Origin of the sequence: Fischerella muscicola PCC 7414 (assembly GCF_000317205.1) — a bacterium.
In the GTDB taxonomy this organism is placed as follows: Bacteria; Cyanobacteriota; Cyanobacteriia; order Cyanobacteriales; family Nostocaceae; genus Fischerella; species Fischerella muscicola.
This window is the reverse complement of the sequence record NZ_AJLK01000140.1, coordinates 17,954-39,689: the sequence shown is the minus strand read 5'-3', so window position 1 is coordinate 39,689 and position 21,736 is coordinate 17,954. Positions and strand designations below refer to the sequence as shown.

General features: G+C 42.1%; 17 protein-coding genes. 5 read left to right on the top strand and 12 right to left on the bottom strand.

Features of this window, described 5'->3' with window-relative positions:
* Positions 1-115: 115 nt before the first annotated feature.
* The 4 genes from UYI_RS37755 to UYI_RS0122430 form a co-directional block, all read right to left on the bottom strand.
* The gene (locus UYI_RS37755) at positions 116-286 is read right to left on the bottom strand and encodes a hypothetical protein (RefSeq protein ID WP_162140414.1); all 171 of its coding nucleotides are present in this window, start codon (positions 284-286) and stop codon (positions 116-118) included.
* A 6-nt stretch (positions 287-292) separates the two neighbouring features.
* Positions 293-1,258 carry a TIGR03885 family FMN-dependent LLM class oxidoreductase gene (locus UYI_RS0122440; RefSeq protein ID WP_016868924.1) on the bottom strand — a complete coding sequence of 322 codons (966 nt, stop codon included), beginning with the start codon at positions 1,256-1,258 and terminating at the stop codon, positions 293-295.
* 507 nt (positions 1,259-1,765) lie between these two features.
* Positions 1,766-2,644, bottom strand: a complete 879-nt coding sequence (locus tag UYI_RS0122435) for a D-alanyl-D-alanine carboxypeptidase family protein (RefSeq protein ID WP_016868923.1) — start codon at positions 2,642-2,644, stop codon at positions 1,766-1,768.
* 224 nt (positions 2,645-2,868) lie between these two features.
* A complete protein-coding gene (locus tag UYI_RS0122430) occupies positions 2,869-4,554 on the bottom strand; it encodes an NAD(P)H-quinone oxidoreductase subunit 4 (protein WP_016868922.1) in 1,686 nt (561 codons plus the stop codon).
* A 1,015-nt stretch (positions 4,555-5,569) separates the two neighbouring features.
* Here UYI_RS0122430 and mnmG point away from each other — a divergent pair.
* Positions 5,570-7,507: a tRNA uridine-5-carboxymethylaminomethyl(34) synthesis enzyme MnmG gene (mnmG, locus tag UYI_RS0122425; RefSeq protein WP_026086114.1), complete on the top strand. Its 1,938-nt coding sequence runs from the start codon at positions 5,570-5,572 to the stop codon at positions 7,505-7,507.
* A gap of 228 nt (positions 7,508-7,735) precedes the next feature.
* Positions 7,736-8,992: a hypothetical protein gene (locus UYI_RS0122420; RefSeq protein ID WP_016868920.1), complete on the top strand. Its 1,257-nt coding sequence runs from the start codon at positions 7,736-7,738 to the stop codon at positions 8,990-8,992.
* A 423-nt stretch (positions 8,993-9,415) separates the two neighbouring features.
* On the opposite strand, the gene UYI_RS0122415 is transcribed toward UYI_RS0122420, so the two are convergent.
* A complete protein-coding gene (locus tag UYI_RS0122415; protein ID WP_016868919.1) occupies positions 9,416-9,760 on the bottom strand; it encodes a hypothetical protein in 345 nt (114 codons plus the stop codon).
* A gap of 42 nt (positions 9,761-9,802) precedes the next feature.
* Positions 9,803-10,189, bottom strand: coding sequence for a nuclear transport factor 2 family protein (locus tag UYI_RS0122410; protein ID WP_016868918.1), 387 nt, complete (start codon positions 10,187-10,189; stop codon positions 9,803-9,805).
* A gap of 27 nt (positions 10,190-10,216) precedes the next feature.
* On the opposite strand from UYI_RS0122410, the gene UYI_RS37095 reads away from it, so the two are divergent.
* Positions 10,217-10,459 carry a hypothetical protein gene (locus tag UYI_RS37095; RefSeq protein ID WP_081589254.1) on the top strand — a complete coding sequence of 81 codons (243 nt, stop codon included), beginning with the start codon at positions 10,217-10,219 and terminating at the stop codon, positions 10,457-10,459.
* Here the strand turns inward: UYI_RS37095 and UYI_RS0122400 are convergent.
* The 4 genes from UYI_RS0122400 to UYI_RS0122385 form a co-directional block, all read right to left on the bottom strand.
* Complete coding sequence (locus UYI_RS0122400) at positions 10,421-12,313, bottom strand: hybrid sensor histidine kinase/response regulator (protein WP_016868916.1); 1,893 nt, start codon at positions 12,311-12,313, stop codon at positions 10,421-10,423. The genes UYI_RS37095 and UYI_RS0122400 overlap by 39 nt on opposite strands.
* 15 nt (positions 12,314-12,328) lie before the next feature.
* Complete coding sequence (locus UYI_RS0122395) at positions 12,329-12,775, bottom strand: response regulator (protein WP_016868915.1); 447 nt, start codon at positions 12,773-12,775, stop codon at positions 12,329-12,331.
* A 129-nt stretch (positions 12,776-12,904) separates the two neighbouring features.
* A complete protein-coding gene (locus tag UYI_RS0122390; protein ID WP_016868914.1) occupies positions 12,905-15,820 on the bottom strand; it encodes a PAS domain-containing protein in 2,916 nt (971 codons plus the stop codon).
* Between the two features lie 208 nt (positions 15,821-16,028).
* Positions 16,029-18,842 (bottom strand): hybrid sensor histidine kinase/response regulator, encoded by a 2,814-nt coding sequence (locus UYI_RS0122385; RefSeq protein WP_016868913.1) that lies wholly within the window; start codon positions 18,840-18,842, stop codon positions 16,029-16,031.
* 617 nt (positions 18,843-19,459) lie between these two features.
* Between UYI_RS0122385 and UYI_RS0122380 the strand changes: the two genes are divergently transcribed.
* Positions 19,460-19,933, top strand: a complete 474-nt coding sequence (locus UYI_RS0122380) for a molybdenum cofactor biosynthesis protein MoaE (protein ID WP_016868912.1) — start codon at positions 19,460-19,462, stop codon at positions 19,931-19,933.
* Positions 19,920-20,132, top strand: coding sequence for a hypothetical protein (locus tag UYI_RS37090; protein WP_146007566.1), 213 nt, complete (start codon positions 19,920-19,922; stop codon positions 20,130-20,132). Before UYI_RS0122380 ends, UYI_RS37090 begins: the two co-directional genes overlap by 14 nt.
* Positions 20,133-20,435: 303 nt before the next feature.
* Here the strand turns inward: UYI_RS37090 and UYI_RS0122375 are convergent, their stop codons facing one another.
* The gene (locus UYI_RS0122375) at positions 20,436-20,666 is read right to left on the bottom strand and encodes a hypothetical protein (protein ID WP_016868911.1); all 231 of its coding nucleotides are present in this window, start codon (positions 20,664-20,666) and stop codon (positions 20,436-20,438) included.
* Positions 20,667-20,752: 86 nt separating this feature from the next.
* The gene (locus tag UYI_RS0122370; RefSeq protein ID WP_016868910.1) at positions 20,753-21,109 is read right to left on the bottom strand and encodes a hypothetical protein; all 357 of its coding nucleotides are present in this window, start codon (positions 21,107-21,109) and stop codon (positions 20,753-20,755) included.
* Positions 21,110-21,736 lie beyond the last annotated feature (627 nt).

The following is a 21,736-nucleotide window of genomic DNA, read 5'->3' as shown; positions in this document are numbered from 1 at the left end:
GCAAACCCATAATCCATCGCCTTGCACTGTTGAAAAGTTTGTAGACGCGCCTTCTTTGGCTTCAAGGTAAGAGTAGCGTCCCGGAGGGAACTTAAAAGCTTTTCAAGACAGCTATTTATGAACTTTGGTACACAACCAATACATGAAAATTCTTACCCTTTTGCCAATCCCCTGGTTGTGGGCGCGATCGCCCTTGGGGTCTAATCCGCAATCTAAAATCCAAAACCCTCAAGCCCTCGGATTTATCCATGAGGTCAATCCAAAATCCACCAAAATTGGATGACAAAGTCGGTCACTTTCTAGTCAATGCTGGTAGAACCTTTTCACCAAAAACTTCAATGAACCTCTGCTGCTCCCGGTTGACGTTGTGTAGAGAGAGTTCACTGAATCCCAGTTCTACATATTTTTGCAACCACTCGATATGCTGCTGCGGGTCGGCTGATATCCGCACATGCTCGTCCATGTCCTCTGGCTTGACAAACTCTGCCATCGCGTCAAATTGCTGAGGATTGCGGAGTTCTGATAACACAGGACTTTGGAAAATGTTCGTGCGCCATTGTTCGTAAGCTCCTTGACGGGCAGTTGCCTCGTTGGCTGCATAGGATATCTGTACTTTTAAATACATCGGTTTTCCTTCGCCACCACCCCGGTGGAAAGCCTCAACCACTTGTTTTAGCTTCTCGTAGGGGTGAGAAATTGTGATTAGCCCATCAGCCCATCCCCCCAACCACTCTGCTGTTGCTGGGGTAATTGCTGCGCCGATGATTTGGGGCGGAATTTGGGGACGGGTATAAAGCTTTGCCTCTTCTATACGGACTAAACCATAGTGGGTGACGGTTTCACCTGCCCAAAGAGCGCGGATAATATCAACGCATTCCTGCAAACGGGCATTACGTTCGGCTTTGGCGGGCCAGCGATCGCCTGTAATCTTTTCATTCAATGCCTGACCACTTCCTAAAGCAACCCAAAAGCGGTTAGGAAACATTTCCGCCAAGGTTGCTGCTGCTTGAGCAATGATGGCAGGGTGATAGCGCTGTCCGGGCGCGCAAACTACACCAAAAGGCAAGCTTGTTGCTTGCATGGCTGCACCCAGCCAAGACCAGGTAAAACCACTTTCTCCCTGGCGATCGCTCCAAGGGTAGAAGTGATCCGAAGAAGATATGAAGTTAAATCCCGCTGTTTCGGCAGCTTGAGCGTATTCTAACAGAGCGCTCGGCTTGAACTGTTCGTGGGAGGCGTGATAACCAAACTTTGCCATATATGAAATAAATAGAAAATCGGACATCTTGTAAAGAAAATCCCCGACAGAATCATGTTTCGATATTCTTCGTCTGGGTAAAATGGGCAAACATTTTTCTGTCGGTTATCTTCCATAGGTACGTCATATTTAATTGACGCGTTGATGAAGTTAAACACAAATGAGTGACACAGCTTGTTACGTAGAAATATCAAGCAGTAAAGATGTGTCAGGGAGTAGTCGTTGGTGGTGCATCTGGGCAAACAGATAAAGGCACTTGCCCAACAACGTAGATGTCGAATTGGTTGAATCAATCCATACCTCCTGATAAATACTGCGTTCTTCTTAACTGCGATCGCCTTGGGGTTATTAATGGCTATACCGCTAACAGTGGTTGCAAAAACTTGGTTAGAGGAAGTTTTATTTAAAGACGTTTTAGATCAGTGGCGTCATGCTTAGATTTATGCACTTGTGACAAAATTGAAGGTGGAAGTCTATGTGCTTTTAGCTGTGGGAGGAAAAAGTATTTTATAAAGGAGTTAGCCAATAACTAATTCCACCAATCACTTTATTTTGAAATCCCAAATCACTCAGTTTATCCGGCGGATAACCAATATAAGTCCAATGAGGTACATCATATTCCACAGTGCGAAACCAACCATTTTGATTTAAAGCCTGTCTTTGAGCTTCAGTTGATACTCGCAAATCAATTGCTAATCCCCACAGATGTTGTGATGCACCAGGAGGTGCAACTGTTCCCAAAATTTTTGTTTCTTGACCTTGTTGAACTCTTGCTAAAGTTTTATCGTTAGCATACTTTCTCCAAAATCTAACGTTGGCGGCAAAACTACGAGTGCAGTCACTATCAGCGTAACCAGATTTTAAGGGAATACTAATTTGTGCTTTAGCCTGATTTAAGGCATCGGCTGCTACTTTTTGTAAATAACAGTTGTTAGTTCCATTCACTTTACCCATTGTCAGGGTATCCTGAAATTCTTTTGTTTCTTTTTCATCTTTAAATAACACTTTAGATGGAAGTTGAACCTCGGGATTATGATTTACAAAAGCTGCCCCATAGGCACGCAACAAAATATATTCATAAGTCCCAAATTGGGGAATTGTTGATAATTGATCTGTAATTGCTGTCAAAAACCGCTCTCTGTTAGTCAAGTTTAAATTAGGAGTAGGAGTAGTCTCGGGAGTAGGGGTGACTATCTCATTAACTATACCGATATAAAGTTGATTTAATTGCTGCTGTTTGTGAGGCGGATCAGCAAGAATGTAACTTTCTGAATTACGAGTATCTTGACTCAGGATTTTCTTTGTTGTTCCACTACTTGCCACTAGACTAAAAACAATTAAGGCAAGAAGCGTAAAAAAGGCAGTTTTTTTCCAAAGTCGTTTCATTTTTCATAGTTTTATAGGTAGGTTTCCTGGCTAGAATTTCTGATATAAAAATCTGGTGCTAAAGCGCTACTCGAAACCAGGGAATTTACGTTTATTTACATAGCTTTTTCATTGTATAATTTTCGTTAAAAAAAAATAATAGGAGGGGCTATTAAACCCCTCCCAGATTTTGGAATATTTTCCCTGTCCTCGGCAAAGCTTGACTATGTAAGGCGATCGCAAGGTTATTTATCTATTCCAGCAACGGAAGCTATATTAGATTCTGCGATTTTGGGAAATAGGAAGCCCTTAGCAAATATTTGGGGATTGGTTTGTGAGATTTGGATGTAAGATTGGCGCACCTGGGTATTAACTGCAACAGTTTTGACGTCGTACATCTCGGTAGCCAGTTTTGGGTAGACGCCGATACCGATAGTCAGCAGCAAGAAGCAAGCAGCAATAAACACTTCACGCGGCTTAGCATCGCTGAATTTGGCCTCAGTTGGGAGGACGCAGTTAGTCCCGAAGCAAACAGCTTCCTCATTGTCTTGGTTTTGTGAACCTGCATCAGAAATCACACAAGCAGGAGCAACATCTGAACCGTAAAATACTTGTCTGAGCATCGAGAGTAGGTAAATTGGTGTGAGGATGAGTCCTACTGCTGCTAAGAAAACCATAACAGTACAGAAAGTCGAACTGTAAATGTCGCTAGTGGTGACGCCGACAAAGACTGCGAGTTCACCCACAAAACCACTCATTCCAGGAAGGGCTAATGACGCCATTGCAGCAGCTGTAAACAGGGCAAATACTTTCGGCATTGCTCGACCGATACCACCCATATCTGACATGATCAGTGTGTGGGTGCGATCGTAGGTGACGCCTGCAAGGAAGAACAGTACTGCAGCAATCAAACCGTGGGAAATCATCTGTAGCATCGCCCCACTGATTCCCAAGTCGGTGAAGGATGCAATACCCAACAGGACAAAACCCATGTGAGAAACCGATGAATACGCGAGGCGGCGCTTCATGTTGGGCTGGGCGAAGGAATTCAATGCACCATAGATAATATTGACAACACCTAGACAAGCTAAAACTGGCGCAAAATAAACGTGGGCATCAGATAAAAGTTCTAAGTTGAGACGAATTAAACCATATCCACCCATTTTTAGGAGTACACCTGCTAAAATCATTGACACAGGCGCAGACGCTTCACCGTGGGCATCAGGTAGCCAGGTGTGCATGGGGAAAACAGCCAGCTTCACACCAAAGGCAATCAACAATCCTGCATACAGCAGCAATTCGAGTGCCAGTGGGTAATTTTTCATCCCCAATTCGACCATATCAAAAGTCATATTGTCACCGTAGAGGGCCATTGCTAACCCTGCTACCAGAATAAAAATCGAAGCTGCTGCTGTGTATAACAAGAATTTTGTAGCTGCGTAGCGACGCTTTTGTCCGCCCCAAATAGAAACGAGTAGGTAGACAGGAACCAGTTCTAGTTCCCACATAATGAACAACAGCAGCATGTCTTGGGCAACAAACACGCCTATCTGTGCAGAATACAGCACCAACATTAGAAAATAGAATAGGCGCGGTTTGCGATCGACTTGCCATGCTGCAAAAATCGCCAGTGTTGTTACCAATCCTGCTAGCAGTACGAGTGGCACAGACAGCCCATCAACTGAAACTGCCCAGTTCAAACCCAACTGAGGTATCCAGGTGTATTTCTCCACAAGTTGAACAGATGCGCTGCTGGGATCGTAATTTTGCCAAAAGGCATAGCACATCAACATAAAGTCCACCATACCTACGCCCAAGGCATACCAGCGCAGACGCTTGCCGTTTTTATCGGGCAAGAAGGGAATAGCTAGGGAACCCACTAGTGGCAATAGAATGATCGCAGTGAGCCAGGGAAATTGATCGCCTATCATGTTTCTGAGCAAAAATACTTATGATGGTCTAGAACCATAATATTAAACTTTGTAAACATTTTTTATCAACGTTTATCGCAGATAATTATTGACAAAACTCTAGTTTATGTAAAATACAATAGGGATTATCTATGATTCTGGTTAGAACATTTTAGAATTGAGTTTTCTTAGGATTTATATAAGTTTTTATCAGGGAAAGGCAGAGGGCAGGAGGCTCAGTTGGCAGAAGGGAATTCAGCATAGCTGCATAGCTGCCTGTGACCGAAGGGAACAAGGGTTTAAGACCCCCACTGAACCTCCGTTCAGTGGCTCTCGTTCAGATGGGGATTCGACCCCATCTGAACGAAACATAAAAGCCCTCTGCCTTCGTACTTCTGCCTTCTTCAATTATTTTGCTGGATGTAAATTGTCGCTATGAGAATAATTATTGGATGAATGTCGAACACCGATGCACACAGATGAACACAGATGTACACAGATAGATCATTGGTAGGTATTTGTATCTGATGGGATTGGTTTGTTCAATAAGGGTTGGATTTGTACTAGTTTAAAAGTGATTATAAAGTGTTAGATATTATGAAATTATTTGTGTTTTAAGTTATCAGAAGTTACTAGAGTGTCTAGTGTAGTTAGAAATATAATTTTTGGGAAAGATAGTTTTATTAGAAATATTCACTCTAGCAAAGCAACAGTATCGATAGGCAAAAATCTGATTGTATTTCAAGACTTATACACCAACAAATGACATCATGCACAATGAATAATCTCTCTGTGTCCATCAGTGTTCATCTGTGTGCATCGGCGGAAGTTTGTAGACGCTTTGCGGCTTAAGGTTAGGGTGCGAAGGTTTTCTCCGCTCAAAGCTTTCCAAGACAGTGTTCGCCTTCCAAAACATAACTTTCATTCACCGCTTTCATCCATATCAACCTTAATTTTCCATTCAACATGGCATAAATCTGAAAAGACAGTATCAGTTAAAATTGATCAGAATCTCCATGCTTAGTGTTTTCTCATTATGACCATGCACAATTCTATAGATTTTCAAGACGCTTTTGATGTCATCGTCGTCGGTGCTGGTCACTCTGGTTGTGAAGCAGCGCTTGCTACCGCACGCCTTGGTTGCCGTACCATGCTGTTGACACTCAACTTAGATAAAATTGCTTGGCAACCTTGTAACCCAGCAGTAGGTGGGCCTGCGAAATCTCAGTTAACCCATGAGGTGGATGCACTCGGCGGAGAAATAGGTAAGATGGCAGACCGTACTTACCTGCAAAAGCGGATTCTCAATTCTTCGCGGGGACCTGCGGTGTGGGCATTACGCGCCCAGACAGATAAGCGGGAGTACGCGGCGGTGATGAAAGGTATTGTTGAGAATCAAGAAAATTTAACTGTCCGTGAGGGGATGGTTACAGATTTAGTGCTGGGTACTAACGATGAAGTCATTGGCGTCCAGACTTATTTTGGTGTAGGTTTCCAATGCAAAGCGGTAATTCTTACAACTGGTACATTTTTAGGCGGCAAAATTTGGGTTGGTAACAAGTCGATGTCAGCTGGGAGGGCTGGAGAATTTGCTGCTGTCGGGCTAACGGAAACTCTACAGCGTTTGGGCTTTGAGACTGGGCGCTTGAAAACAGGTACTCCTGCACGAGTTGACAAGCGGTCTGTAGATTACAGCAAAATGGAACCCCAGCCAGGGGATAACGATGTGCGTTGGTTTAGCTTTGATCCCCAAGTGTGGGTAGAAAGGGAACAAATGCCCTGCTACATGACGCGGACAACAGCCGAAACCCATCGTCTGATTCGCGAAAATCTCCACTTGTCCCCGGTGTATGGTGGTTGGGTAGAAGCGAAAGGACCGCGTTACTGTCCTAGTATTGAAGATAAAATTGTGCGCTTTGCTGATAAGGAAAGCCACCAGATATTTATCGAACCGGAAGGTAGAGATATACCAGAACTTTATATTCAAGGGTTTTCTACAGGATTGCCAGAAAACTTGCAATTGCAAATGTTGCGGAGTCTTCCTGGTATGGAAAACTGTATCATGCTACGTCCAGCTTATGCTGTGGAGTATGATTATTTGCCTGCGACGCAGTGTTTTCCCACACTGATGACAAAGAAGATCGAAGGACTGTTTTGTGCTGGACAAATTAACGGCACAACTGGCTATGAAGAAGCAGCAGCCCAAGGGATTGTGGCAGGAATTAATGCGGCACGATTTGTGCGGGGAAAAGCGATGATTGTGTTTCCCCGTGAAGAAAGTTACATCGGTACACTGGTTGATGATTTGTGTACAAAAGACTTGCGGGAGCCTTACCGGATGTTAACTAGTAGGTCAGAGTATCGTTTAATTTTACGTTCTGATAATGCTGATCAACGCCTGACTCCTTTGGGAAGGGAAATTGGTTTGATTGACGATCGCCGTTGGGAATTATTTACCCGCAAGCAAGCAAATATTGCCGCCGAAAAAGAACGGTTGCATAGCATCCGGGTGAAAGAACATGATGAAATTGGCAAAGCGATCGCCCAAGCCACAGGACAAGCGATCAAAGGTTCGATCACCCTCGCTGATCTATTACGGCGTCCCGGCTTTCATTATCTAGACCTCAACACCTACGGACTCGCAAATCCTCACCTCAACCGTGCCGAAACAGAAGGGGCAGAAATTGATATCAAGTACTCTGGTTATCTGGCGAGACAGCAAAATCAAATTGAGCAAATTGCTCGTCAGGCCAATCGCCACTTACCTCCAGATTTAGATTACGGAGCAATTGATACCCTTTCTAAAGAAGCACGGGAAAAGCTCACCAAGGTAAAACCGTTGACCATTGGTCAAGCAGCACGTATTGGTGGTGTGAATCCGGCTGATATCAACGCTTTGTTAATTTATTTAGAATTGCGCAGAACAAAGACGGATACTGAGTTTTCAGCTTTAGCTTCCCAACAAACTTTATGAAGCGGGAGTATAGTAGTAGGGTATATCAGGGTATAGTTAAGTATGATTGATGACATCAGTATATACTGAGAATAATCATCTTGCTTCCTGACTCCAGTCGAATTTAATACCAAAACCATCATTAACTCGTCTAACTGAGACGAGGTAATAGATTTTTGCTCCCAGATCAGCATACAGGGCTAACAATTCATTGGTTCCCTACGACGAAGCTAAAACTGAAAAATCGCTATGTCTCAAGAAGCCAGCACCAACCTCATTATTCCAGAACCATCAGAGGAATTAATCGCCATTGAACCTTGGACGATAGACACCTACGCAGATGGTTTTATGGATGATCTATTTGCCGATATAGACTCGATTTTGGATGGTAGTCCCAACCTACCTTCGCACACGGCGCAACAAACATACCCGATGCCGCCAGTTGTCTTGCCAAATCAACCGTGGCAAAACATACAAACAGTGGCGCACTACAGAAACAACCCGAATGCAGTAGTGGTGAATTCTGCTTCTGTCAGAAAAGTTGTTAAGAGAGTACGCCCAAAATCACGAAACTGGTTCAGTCGGATGCTAAGTATAGGAACAACCTTAGGAGTGGCGATCGCTAGCATTGTCTGGTTAATCAACTCTGGTTTGTTCCACCGCTTCAGATTAGCATCTTTCCAGCAAGCCTTAGAAGCACCCCAACCACAACTGCCTACAAAAGCAGAAATAGAAGCAGATTTTGTGAATTATATGTTGGGTTCGCTTGCTGCCATAGACAGACAAGAAGCGAAAACCAATATCAAACCCGTCAACGTTGCACTCACACCAGGAGTAACAACTAACCGCACAGCCTTAGCTTATGTCAGGAATGACCAACCTCCTCCTAACCTACCACCAGTTTTGACCGCTAACAATACATCCCCTACTCCGAGTTCTTCCACTTCTACGAACGTTGTTGAGCGAATTTATATTCCTGTTTATAAAGCGCCATTACCAATGCGCTACGTACCTCCAAAGGTTTCTGGCATCAGTACAACTTTGCCACCACTGCCATCTGTTATGAATCAAAAGACAACAAATACCTCTAAACCACCATCTATTGTCAAACCTTCTCCCAATAGTGGGATTCAACCAACTAAACCCGTAAATGTCTTAGCAGTAGTACAACAAAATCTGAAACCCGTAGATATAAAAGCTGCACCAATTACAGTTAGACAAGCACCCAAACCAACACCCAACAACCAACAACCACCAACCATTAACCAACAACCAACAGCTATTGCATCTGCTCCTACTCCTGCCTATATTCTTGAGGGATTGCTAGAGTCAGAGAATAAATCCAAATCTGCTGCTTTATTTCAAATCAATGGTGTGACTCAGCGCATTGATATTGGTGAAAGCATCGGTTCTAGTGGTTGGACACTAGTAGATGTGGCAAACAAAGAAGCAATCATCCGCCGCAACGGCGAAGTGCGATCAATTTTTGCTGGACAGAGATTTTAGTTAATATCATGTTCGCTTGAATACCTATACTGTCGCGTATGCTGGTAATAGGTAATTGGTAATCCGTAATGGGAAAAACTAATGACCAACAGCCAAGCATAATATCGTAAGCAGTTAGTCGAACTTGATATAAGTTAGTGTGAACAAATGGCTGGTTAAGGCTGTGAGTAGTTAGTAGGTAAAAACAACTTCCAATTTCCGTCTACACCTTAACACAGTAATATCTTTCGCCTTTTGTGCAAACCAGACAAGGGCACATCATCTTGAAACTGAAGTTTAATTCGACAAAAATAAAGCTACTAAACTGTCCTAATTCAAAGATTCAAATGCAGAAAAACTCCACGACCATTTGGGTTGAAAAACGCTATGTTTTCACGGAAAGCTCAACCAAATAGTTGATCAAATTAATTGATTCTTGAACTTTTAACGAGACTCTAATTTAGTAACTCGCTTTTCCAATCCTTGGACTTGGCGCTTAACTTCGACTACTAACGTCGCCAGTCTATCAAACATTTTATCTTTTTCTTGTTGGGAAAGATTTCGTCGGGATGGCGACGGAGTTATGGTTGTTCTGGGTAATGAAGAAGGACGATTTGATAACTGGGATTGGAGTTGATTTACTTCTGACTGCAAGCGATTAAAATCAGCTTCTAAATTGTTAAGTCGAGATTCTATTTGTTGCGATGCGGCAGGATGAGAAAACAAACCACCCCAAATAAAAATAAACGTTAATATTCCCAGAGAGATTAACACCCCGATTCTTTTCATTGCTTTGCTATAGTGACAATTATATCACTACGTTAGCGCATCTCATCGCATAATCGGGCTGGCATGATGATGGATTAAGTACCATTTTCCTCCCAAAAATTCAAAAATATTTGTAGCAAGCGATCGCGCTTCGATTTTTCTACCATTGATCACTTGCATCACATTTTCTACTAACACAATGTAGGCAAGATGATCGCGTATTTCTACAGTAATTAACTCGGTGTTAATTTCAATATAAGGAGTATTTTTAAATATCTTCTGCCAAGAGGTAGAAATTGCTTTCCAACCCCGGAGTATATCCCAGCCAGGGTGAACACAAAGACTACCAGTTCCTTGAGACCAAACTGCACTCATAGCCTCAATATCTTTTTTTTCAAACGCCCGATAAAAAGCGTCATTCACAGCTAAAATTTCAGAATTATTTGTCATTTGTCATTGGTTAGTAGTTAGTGGTTAGTGGTTGTTGTAGAGACGTGCCATGGCACGTCTCTACAGTGGTTAGTAGTTAGTGGTTATTCCTCCACTCCTCACACTCCCCATCACCCCATTGCCCCTAATCCCCACTCCCTATCGGTCGTGGGGGCCCCGAGTTCCCCATCTCCCCATCTCCCCATCTCCCCATCTCCCCATCTCCCCATCTCCCCATCTCCCCATCACAAACTACTTTCCACTTTTCACCACACCAATGGTTTGCAATAATTGCTTGGCGGTGAAGGGTTTAGATAAAAAGGCTTTGACGCCGATGTCGGCTGCGGCGTTTACCTTTTCGGTGGAAGCCAGTCCACTGACGGCGATAATTTTGACGTTGGGATTAATTTTTTTCAAGGTGCGGATGGTTGTCAGTCCATCCATAGATGGCATGAGCATATCTGTTAATACTACAGATATTTCGTCGCGATGTTCTGCATAAAGAGCGATCGCTTCAATGCCATCGCTAGCTGTGATCGCTTTATAATTGTGGGTTTCTAGGGATGTTTTGGTGATGTCCCGAATCGAATCTTCATCATCAACGACCAAAATTAATTCACCATTGCCGGTGGGTAATTCTTTTTCTGGTTCTTCTAGACTTTCTGGTGTCTGTTGTGCCGGCAAAAACACTTTAAATTGACTACCTTTGCCAACTTCACTGTAAACACTCACAAAACCGCCGTGACTTTTGACAATTCCTAGTACCGTAGAAAGACCTAAACCAGTTCCTTTACCAAATTCTTTGGTTGTATAAAATGGCTCAAAAATCCGGTCTATAATTCCCGGGGCAATACCCACTCCTGTGTCAGCAACGGTAATTGCTACGTAAGCCCCTACTTGCGCATCTAAATGCATTCTGGCATAGTTTTCGTCGACTAAAAAATTTTCTGTGGAGATTGTTAAATTACCACCGTTGGGCATAGCATCACGGGCATTGACACATAAATTCATCAGTACTTGATGCAGTTGGGTGGCATCACCGTATATAGTCCAAAGATTTGGAGGGATAGAGGTAGAAACGTTAATGGATTTCGGGAAGGTTTCTCGAATTACTTGCTGGATTTCTCGGACTATGTGCTTGAGTTGCAGCAAGGTGCGATCGCCTTCCATCCCCCGAGTAAAAGATAATACTTGTTTAACTAAATTTGCTCCCCGTTTGGCATTGCTAATTAAAATTGGTAAAAGTCGCTGACTGCGCTCATCATCTAGTTGTGATTCTAAAAGTTGTGCTGTCATCAATATTGGTGCTAGGACATTGTTCAGGTCATGGGCAATACCACTAGCCAAAGTACCTATACTCTCTAATCTTTGGGCGCGTAAAAATTGTGATTCTAATAATTTTTTTTGAGTAATATCAGTATTTACAACTAAAAAACATTGGGTTGTGTTGTCAAAATCTTTGACGAGTGTCCAACGGCTTTCAACTGTAATCTCTTGACCAGTTTTTGTGATTTGTTGTAATTCACCTTCCCAGGCACGATTTTTCATTAGAATCGAGAGGGCGGCTTGTAATTTTGATAAATCTTTTTCTTGCCAAAGTTCTGAGGCTTTTTTACCAATAGCTTCTTCTTTTTTCCATTTATAAAGATGTTCAGCAGCTTTATTCCAAAATAAAATTTTATTATCTAAATCCTGGACAAAAATGGCATCAGTTGCTACGTCTAATAAGGCGGCTTGTTCCCGGATTTTTTGCTCATTTTGTTTACGTTCTAAGGCATAACGAATAGAACGTTCTAGTAAAGGGGCTGCCAATTGGCTTTTTTCGAGATAATCTGCGGCCCCGGCTTTCATGGCCTCGATATCTATTTCTCTGTCTCCCTGACCGGTGAGAAAAATAATCGGGGCTGTACAGCCACGATCAATAGCTTCACGTAATAATTCTAGTCCGTTGCCATCGCCTAAACGGTAATCTACTAGATAAACATCATACTGCCCAGAGGCGATCGCGTCTCTGCCTGCTTGATAGTTATTTACCCATTCCAATGTACACGAAGCTACTTGAAATTCTTTAAACCAATCGCGAGTTAATATATAATCATCTTCATCATCGTCAATCAGCAAAACCCTGATTAAGTTACTTTTCATTGCTGCCTCCCACGCTTATAGCGGCAGTTCTACAATTTCAAACCAGTACTTTCCTATAGTTTTCATTACTTCTACTAAGGCTGCAAAGGTCACCGGTTTAATGATGAACGAATTTGCTCCCAAATTATAGGTACGATAGATATCTTCCTCGGCTTTTGAGGTAGTAAGTACGACCACGGGAATTGACCTTAGTTCTGGATCATTTTTGATTTCCCTAAGTGCTTCACGACCATCTTTTTTCGGCATATTCAAATCTAACAAAATCAGACCTGGACGAGGTGAAATATTAGGATCAGCATATCGACCGTGCCGATACAGATAATCCATTAACTCTTCTCCATCTCGAACCATGCGTAGCTCAATGGTCAAGCGACTTTCTGCTAATGCTTCACGAACTAACATACAGTCGTCCTCATCATCATCGGCCATTAAAATAGTGACGGTTGTTTGCCGACCCTTCACTCTGCATTTTCTCCTTTATGAGGTTTCTTAGGATTAGTTCATTATTAAATTGCAACAAATAAATGGGTAAAAATGCAAAACTGCTAATTATCATATGGGGCATGATAAACCCATTAGTAGCAGAAAAAATCAAGAGTGATGATGAATTGGCAAAGTGACGATAAATTTTGCCCCTTGTCCTGGTTCACTCCTGGCGGTGATGCTCCCCTGATGACGCTCAACTATTTTGCGGCAGATTGCTAACCCTATACCAGTGCCATCATATTCACTACGACCATGTAGGCGCTGAAAGACGTTAAAGATACGGTCTAAGTATTTCTCATTAAACCCTATACCATTATCTTCCACGATGATTTGACATTGTTCACCACTGACGTGTTCTGGATCATACAGGAGTTGACTGTAGATTTTCACAATAGGCTGTATTTCTTTTTGATGAAACTTCAGGGCATTACCGATCAGATTCTGCAACAATTGTCGCATTTGCAGCGGGTCGGCATCGATGACAGGCAATTCTCCGATTTCTATAGTTGCTCCGGTTTGCTGAATACTAATTTCCAAATCAGATAAAACTTCTTGGGTAACCTGTAAAAGATCCACCGCCACGAAAGGCTGCGCCCTGGTGGTAACTCGCGAAAGGGTCAATAAATCTTCTATTAATGTCTGCATCCGACGGGCAGCATTCTGCATTCGTTCTAGATAATCGCGTCCTTGTTCACTCAGGACATCACCACAGCTAGCTTTGAGGCGATCGCCAAAGGTTTTGATTTTCCGTAGTGGTTCTTGCAAGTCATGGGAGGCGACAAAAGCAAATTCTTGCAGTTCTTCGTTAGAACGACTGAGTTCTTGTCGTTGTCTGGTTTCTTGTTCTAGGAGTTTAGCTTGGGCTAGGGCAATACCAATTTGATCTGCTAGTTGTCGCAACAATTCGGTTTCCCACTGATCCCAGTGGCGGGGTTGGGTACAATGATGAGCAATCAACAGCCCCCAGAGTTGATCTTGCATAATAATTGGCACAACTAGGTTGGCTTTGACTGACAGTTCTTGGAGAAATTCCACATGACAAGGTTGGATGTCAGCCTGGGTGATATCTTCTATAGCACTAATTCGTCCCCGACGGTATTTTTCAACGTAATCTTCTTGAAAACAACGATCAACGATGTTCCGCCCTAAAATTGTGGGTGTACCAGGAAGCACTGCTTCTTTAACCACAGTCCCAGAACCATCAGGACGTAGCCGAAAAACTAATACCCGGTCAGCACGTAGTAGCTTTTGGACTTCTGTGACACTAGTGTGCAGAATGTCATCGATTTGTAATGACTGGCGAATTTTGAGAGTGATATCAGCAAACAAGCGCGATCGCATGTTTTGCCGCTGTAATTCTTCTTGGACACGTTTGCGATCACTGATATCCATCATGGCGCCGATCATGCGGACAGGATTACCTGCACGGTCAAGAACAACGTAACCGCGGTCAAAAATGTATGCATAAGAACCATCAGCACGACAAAAGCGGTATTCGTTAGACCAAAATTGTTGCTTACTATCTATAACGGCGTGAATATCAGCAATAATCCTCTGTCTGTCATCCGGATGTATACATTCATACCACCAATTAGTATTATTCCTACTTACTTCTGGTGGATAACCAAATAGTATTTGGACATTTTCATTCCACCACACCTGGTCGGTCAGCAAATCCCAGTCCCAAACGACATCGGTGGTGGCACGGGCAAGGATTTGAAAGCGTTCTTCACTCTGATGCAATTGTTCCTCTGCTAGCTTACGTTCGGTAATATCCGTATGGGAACCTACCATCCGCACAGCGTTACCATCTTCATCCCACAGCGCTTGACCGCGATCCAAAATCCATTTGTAAGTGCCGTCTTTACAGCGGATGCGGTATTCACTGATGTAAAAAGGAGTTTTTTGATCAAAGTGGTCTTGAACTACTTGCATTACCCAGCCAAAATCATCGGGATGCACTCGGCTTGACCATTCATCAAAATTGTTAGAAATTTCCTGTTCTTCGTAACCAAGCATTTCTTTCCAGCGTGTGGAAAAGAAAACTTCATTGGTTTTGACATTCCAATCCCAAATACCATCATTACTACCCCGCACAGCTAACTGCCAACGTTGTTCACTTTCTTTGAGTGCATCTTCAGCTTGCTGGCGGGCGATCGCTGTAGCTAAAACATTGGCAGTGGCTTGTAGAAAGTAAATATCATCTTTGCTGAAAGTGCGATATTTGGTTGTATGTGCGCCTAAAACACCAAAAGCACGGTCTTTGCCATGAATAACGACGCTGAGACTACTAATTAATGGCTGTTCCTGAAAAAACGGCGACGAATTGAACCGTGTTTCTGTGCGGAGGTCTTCTACGACCACTGGTTCGTTAACATTGAGAGTGTAGCCAGCTTGAGAATTGTTCCCAGCATTGATAGTTGCCCTTCCTACTAGTTCTTGTTGCCAACCTACTGCTGCCCGCAACAGTAGTGTATTGTTATCTGGTAGCAGTTCCCAGGCTTTGCAATACTCTACTTCTAGGCACTGGGCAACAAAGGTGACTGCTTGCTGCATGAGTGAGATGAGGTCTGTACCAGCTAGTGCCTGTTGACTAAGTTCTGCTACTAGGATCTGCTGTTCGGTTTGTTGTCGTAGTGCCTGCATCGCGTGACTAGCTTCTAAAAGACGCTGCACTCGTTGACGCAATATCGGCCATTTAATGGGTTTGGTAATAAAATCTGCCGCACCTGCCGCAAAAGCTTTTTCTAGAGATTCTTGGTCAGTAAGACCTGTAACCATTAATATAGGAGTGCGATCGCCGCCAGGAAGGCTTTTTATTTGCGCGCAGCAGGTAAATCCATCCATCCCTGACATTAATGCATCTAGCAACACCATGTCTGGTTGCTGTTGAGTATAAATAGCGAGGGACTCCTCACCACTACTTGCCTCTAGCACTCTATAGCCTGCTGTTTTTAACAATTCTTGTAACTGTCTACGTACAAAATGGTCATCATCGACAACCAAAATTAAATTAGTCATTTGTCAAGAGTCAATGGTCAATTGTCAATAGTCAAGATTTTTAAAATACTTTGATTTTGATAAAAAAATTAATATTAATTTTTTTACTTATTCTATTCTATGTATTTTTTTGCTTCCTTTTCTATTACTTTTTCACTCATAAAAGCATCTTGCTAAGCTGTAATTCAAAATCGGATGTCTCTTGACAATTGACCTTGACTATTGACTATTAACTATTAATTACATGTAATGTTTTTAATAATTCCTGTGCAGTATAAGGTTTTGGTAGGAAAACTGTACGCTTTGTATTGTTATTTAATAAAAATTGTTCACCTGTTGCCAATCCACTCACAGCAATAATACGTAACAGTGGATTCATTTTCAGCAATGTGTTAATAGTGGTTGTGCCATCCATATTTGGCATCATCATATCGATAATTGCTGCACTAATTTTGTCTTTGTGTTGGGCATACAGTGCTACTGCTTCAATCCCATCACTAGCAGTTAATACTTTGTAGTTGTGATTTTCTAACGAAGTTGCTGTAATCTCTCTGACGGCGACTTCATCATCTACAACCAAGATCCATTGTCCTTGCCCTTTTGGCATTTCTACGTCTTCTGATGGAGCTTCAGTCTGTGTTTGAACTGCTGGTAAATATACTTTAAATTTTGTACCTTTACCAAGGGTACTAGACACAGTGATAAAACCACCGTGCCCTTTAACAATACCCATGACTGTTGAGAGTCCCAGTCCTGTACCTTTACCAAACTCTTTGGTTGTGAAAAATGGCTCAAAAATTCTGTCTAATATTTCCTGAGAAATGCCGACTCCTGTATCAGTAACTTTCAGGACTATATAAGAACCGACTTTTGCATCTAAATGCATTTTGGCATAGTTTTCATCAATGACAATATTCTGAGCGGCAATTGTGATATTTCCACCTGTGGGCATGGCATCACGCGCATTGAGACACAAGTTCATTAATACTTGATGTAGTTGAGTACTATCTCCACAAACACTCCACAAATCTGGTTGAATTTCGGTATCGACAGTAATTGATTTGGGAAATGTTTGTTCCACAATTTGTTTCATTTCCAAAATCAGGTGTTTGACTTGGAGAACAGTGCGATCGCCTTCTATTCCCCTCACAAATGACAGTACTTGTTTCACCAAATTTGCACCACGCTTGGCATTATTTTCTACTATTGCTAAGATTTGGCGATCGCGTCGGTCTTGGGATTTAGCTTTTAATAGTTGTACCGACATCAAAATTGGCGATAAGACATTATTTAAATCGTGAGCAATGCCACTAGCAAGAGTACCAATACTCTCCATGCGTTGGGCGCGTAAAAATTGCTTTTCTAGTTGTTTCTTGTGGGTGATATCTGTATCAACGATCAGAATGGATTTTGGTTGTTGATGTTCATCTCTTACCAGCGTCCAACGACTTTCAACGATGATTTTTTGACCAGATGTGTTAGTTTTTTGTAATTCTCCTTGCCAAAAACCTTGCTCTAAAACTGTGTTATGAATTTCTCGTAGTAGTGATAATGGTTCGTGAACAAAAAGTTCATCAGCATACTTACCGATAGCTTCTTGTGAGTGCCAGCCGTAAAGGTTTTCTGCACTTTTATTCCACAGTAAAATCTGATTAGATAAATCTTTCAGAATTATGGCATCAGTGGTGATATCTAGCAACGCTGCTTGTTCGCGGACTTGTTGTTCTGCTTGTTTGCGGGCAGTGATATCCTCAAAAATATACAAACGTCCAAAATATTGATCATTGGCATCGCGGACTTGGGTTGAGAACCGCCGTATGATTCGCCCATCGGTAAATAAAATTTCGTCTTCAACAACACAGTGGTTGTGTTCGCTTTGTAAGGGTTTACAGGACTCAGCAAAAGCGGGAATATCTGCTATCAATTGCAGGCAATCGGGAATGATATCCTGATTTTTTAATTGACGACGTTCCATCAATGGTTTGAGGTGTTGAATACCCCAAATTTCACAAAATTGCTCGTTAAAATAGAGAATATTGTCTGTACGATTATCGACAACATAAAATGCTAGTGGTGAAACACTAGTCATAGAACGTAATAGGGCTTCTTGCCAACAGAGGTTATCTGCGGCAAGTTTGCGATCAGTAATATCTTCTACTACATAAGCAAATTGTGGAGTGCCGCTGCAACACGTATCAATTGATGAAACTGTACTTCTGAGCCATTTTTTACCCTGGGTGTGTTCGTGAACATATTCAAAGCTGACAGGTAATTTAGTATATTCAGCCTCACGATAATAATTTATCCACTCATTCACTGATGCTTGTGGGGCACCCAACTCAGTGGCAAAGCGATTTTGCATCGCTTCTGGAGTTAGCCCAAAAAATTTGGCACTAGTCGCGTTATCAGAAATGTGCAGTATATCATTACCTCGGAGTTCAACGACTCCCATCATCATAGGGGCACTGTCATAGAAACTACGGAGGGTAGATTCGCTCTGCTGTAGTGCTATTTGTGACTGTTTATATTCCTTTTTAATACTGACTAACTCGGAGAGATTTCGCCGTAATTCTAATTGCCTAATAACTAAGCGGCTGATAGCTTGTAATGCTTCTATTTGTTCTGAGGTGATCTCACGGGAGATGTAATCGACTACACAAACAGTACCAATTGCTTCTCCCTGTGGTGCAAACAAGGGCACACCTGCATAAAATCTGACATGTGGTTCCGAGGTAACGACAGGCGAGTTAGCAAACCGTTCATCAGCCAAAGTGTCAGGGACAATCAAAATATCCTTCATTTCTATACAAATAGGGCAAAATCCAATCTCTCTGGGCATTTCTCCCACAGACAAACCCACCTTGGCCTTGAACCACTGACGCTTGGCATCAATAAAATTAATCAGAGCGATCGGTGTTTGGCAAATTTGAGCTGCTAAAAACGCCAAATCGTCAAACACTTGTTCTGGTAAAGTGTCTAGAATTTGATACTCATGAAGAGCTTCAAGCCTCTTCACTTCATTATTAGGCACTAAAGTTTTCATGAGATGTTTTCCCACTATTGCTGATTTACGGCTTGCCTTCGTGTAACCTACGGCTTTTGAAATGACTGAAGTAGGGCGGTAAGAAATAAAAGAGGGTCATCAGTCATGAGTGTGTTTGCAAGCGCTATGTACAAATACCCTAACGGGGAAATTGCTTGCTAATTCACTTTACGATTACTTTAAGTTGGTATTTTAGGTCAAGTTACTATCCAGCCATCTAAATTAGGGATAATTAGACAACTTTATCACTTCAACTATAGTAATATGCCTTAGGACAGATGACAAAACAATAATTAAATTGAGTAAAACTACTTAAAAAATCCAAAAATTGTGCAGTTGTAAGCATTTTTGTTATGGATGATCTTTGGATAAAGCTGACACAAGCTCGCAACAACGGGATCATAGATAAAAAATCAGCCGATATCAATAAATCTTCAACATCAAAGATTCTTACTATGGGTGTAGGGTAATTGATAATAGTTGGTGGTTGGTTGTTGGTTGTTGGTTGTTAGTGGTTGGTGGTTATTTCTCTACTTCCTCCACTCCTCACACTTCCCCTACTCCTCACACTCCACATTTTTCCAATGCCCAATGCTTGATACCCAATAACTGTTGCTATGATAACAACATTTCCCTTTACCATAAAACCGAAATCTGAAGATAGCTTTGCCATTACCTTTGCACCGTTGCTAGTTGAAGAAATCTATCAATTAGCTGATGATCCAGCAAATGGGGCAGTAGTGGTGATGAGTGGTACAGTTCGCAATCAAACTGATGGTAAACCAGTTGTTTCCTTGGAATACCAAGCTTATGAACCAATGGCCCTACAAATGTTCTATCAAATTGCCGCCGATATTCGTCAAAAATGGACTGATGTAAATCGTTTAGTGATCCACCATCGCATTGGACATTTGCAAATTGGCGAAATCAGTGTTTTAGTGGCAGTGGGTTGTCCCCATCGTTCGGAAGCATTTGAAGCTTGTCGTTATGCGATCGACACTCTCAAACATAACGCCCCCATTTGGAAAAAAGAACATTGGCAAGATGGTTCTAGTAGTTGGGTAAGTATTGGTGCTTGTGAACAGTCTTGATGTTTCCTCGCTGGGGGGTTGCGGGTATGAGGGGGCTGCCACTGCAACCATCAATGGTATTGCAATCAGTATAATCTTCGTTATTGATTACTCCTACCCAGGAGTAATTGGAGCGATCGCGTATACGGAACTCACTGCGATCGCTCTTTACTTTGAGTTCCAAGCAACATGCGATCGCCCTCATACCGTTTCACTATAAGTTTGATGCATTTAGCGACTAGGAGACAAGGAGGACAAGAAGGACAAGGCAGAAAAAGCAGGAGAGGAAAGAAATAACTATTAGACATCTCCGAAAAAGAATATCAAAGCCTTATATAGTCAAGGTCGATATTTCATTTCTGGAGAGGTCTATTGCCCAATGCCCAATGACCATTGACAACTAACCAATCCCCAATGCCCCACGCCCTATATCTATTTCCCGTTCTCTATTAAGTCCAGTATAAAATTTTTGCATTGGGAAAGCGCCGTTGAATCTCATCCTCAAAAAAGCGCTTTATAGTCTTCATTTAGCAATGTTGTATGTATCGCGTTCGTCTTCACCGCGTAAACCTGTGAGGCGGTTTCGTGGTAGCTCTTCCACAGGTAAATTAAATGACTGGACACGCTGTAGTATCTGCTGAGCGTAAGGTTCTTCCAAAGCCGCGGGTGTAAATACGACGCGTTCTGGTATCCACATACGACGCTGACGCGCTTCTGGCTGTGATGAAAGTTCCTTGTCTCGGATCGCGTACATGGAAAAGTGTTCTCCGCGTTGATTTTGCTAATTGTTCACTTGTTGTAGGGGACTCATGGGCAATATAAGAAATGCCCATGATTTGACTAATTCTCCAAAACTTGGCGAATGCGCCGCTCTAACCGTTCAATATCCAAACCGCCTTCATCACGACTAATCCGACGTACAGTCGAATTAACATTGCCAAGATCTACTAATAAATCTTGAAGAATTTCCTGCTGTTGACGTGCTTGGGTAACTTCGCGCGGCTCCTGCACTAAGTCACGCACAATGGTATCTTCAGCTCTTGAGGCGATAATTGGGTTAGTTTGTCCTTGGAGATGAACAAAAGTGCGTCGTCCTGGGCCCCTATCTTCTTCAATCGGTACTACTGCTGTGACTTGGTCTGAACGCACGTACTTGCCAAATCCTAAATGGACTAGTACTGATGACTGTATTTTCATGTAAATCAAAGTTATTTTTGTGGCTTAATTCTATTTTAGAATCTAGGGAAATAACCTATTCACTACCAACAGAGCGGGTTCTACCCAATTAGAAGTAGTGGTTTCCAGTTGCAGAAGACAGCACATTCACTCTGGAAAAATAACAGGTAAGAGGGAACTCTTAACAGGAAATAGGGAATAGGGAAAGGGGAACTCTTAACAGGGAAATTAGGGTCAAATTTAGGTATAATATGATACTAATTTAAAGTAGCGATCGCTCCAAAAATAATGTCGCGATCCGCAGACTCGCGACAGTAGTAAAAGAAACCTTAGAGAAAAAATGAGTAGATGATTGAGCAAATCATTTACTTCTAACATTATCTTGGTTCTATACAAAGCCTTAATCTATCGATTGTTGAGTCAAAATATTAATTAATTACGTAGCTACAGATACAAAATAACTTATAAGGAATAATAATGTCGTGGTTTTACAACCACGACAGTTGAGGAATAATGCCTTCTAATTTAATGGACGTTTAGATAAACAAGTTTATCTACCCTACATATACTCTGATATTTTTAGATATTACGCATCTATCTATCGAGTAGTAAAATATTAATTTATCATGTAGCTATCAAAACAAACTT

Excerpts from the sequence above, each read along its gene's own strand:
- UYI_RS0122440 (WP_016868924.1), bottom strand. The coding sequence starts at position 1,258 with ATGGCAAAGTTTGGTTATCACGCCTCCCACGAACAGTTCAAGCCGAGC.
- UYI_RS0122435 (WP_016868923.1), bottom strand. The coding sequence starts at position 2,644 with ATGAAACGACTTTGGAAAAAAACTGCCTTTTTTACGCTTCTTGCCTTA.
- UYI_RS0122430 (WP_016868922.1), bottom strand. The coding sequence starts at position 4,554 with ATGATAGGCGATCAATTTCCCTGGCTCACTGCGATCATTCTATTGCCA.
- mnmG (WP_026086114.1), top strand. The coding sequence starts at position 5,570 with ATGACCATGCACAATTCTATAGATTTTCAAGACGCTTTTGATGTCATC.
- UYI_RS0122420 (WP_016868920.1), top strand. The coding sequence starts at position 7,736 with ATGTCTCAAGAAGCCAGCACCAACCTCATTATTCCAGAACCATCAGAG.
- UYI_RS0122415 (WP_016868919.1), bottom strand. The coding sequence starts at position 9,760 with ATGAAAAGAATCGGGGTGTTAATCTCTCTGGGAATATTAACGTTTATT.
- UYI_RS0122410 (WP_016868918.1), bottom strand. The coding sequence starts at position 10,189 with ATGACAAATAATTCTGAAATTTTAGCTGTGAATGACGCTTTTTATCGG.
- UYI_RS0122400 (WP_016868916.1), bottom strand. The coding sequence starts at position 12,313 with ATGAAAAGTAACTTAATCAGGGTTTTGCTGATTGACGATGATGAAGAT.
- UYI_RS0122390 (WP_016868914.1), bottom strand. The coding sequence starts at position 15,820 with ATGACTAATTTAATTTTGGTTGTCGATGATGACCATTTTGTACGTAGA.
- UYI_RS0122385 (WP_016868913.1), bottom strand. The coding sequence starts at position 18,842 with ATGAAAACTTTAGTGCCTAATAATGAAGTGAAGAGGCTTGAAGCTCTT.
- UYI_RS0122380 (WP_016868912.1), top strand. The coding sequence starts at position 19,460 with ATGATAACAACATTTCCCTTTACCATAAAACCGAAATCTGAAGATAGC.
- UYI_RS0122375 (WP_016868911.1), bottom strand. The coding sequence starts at position 20,666 with ATGTACGCGATCCGAGACAAGGAACTTTCATCACAGCCAGAAGCGCGT.
- UYI_RS0122370 (WP_016868910.1), bottom strand. The coding sequence starts at position 21,109 with ATGAAAATACAGTCATCAGTACTAGTCCATTTAGGATTTGGCAAGTAC.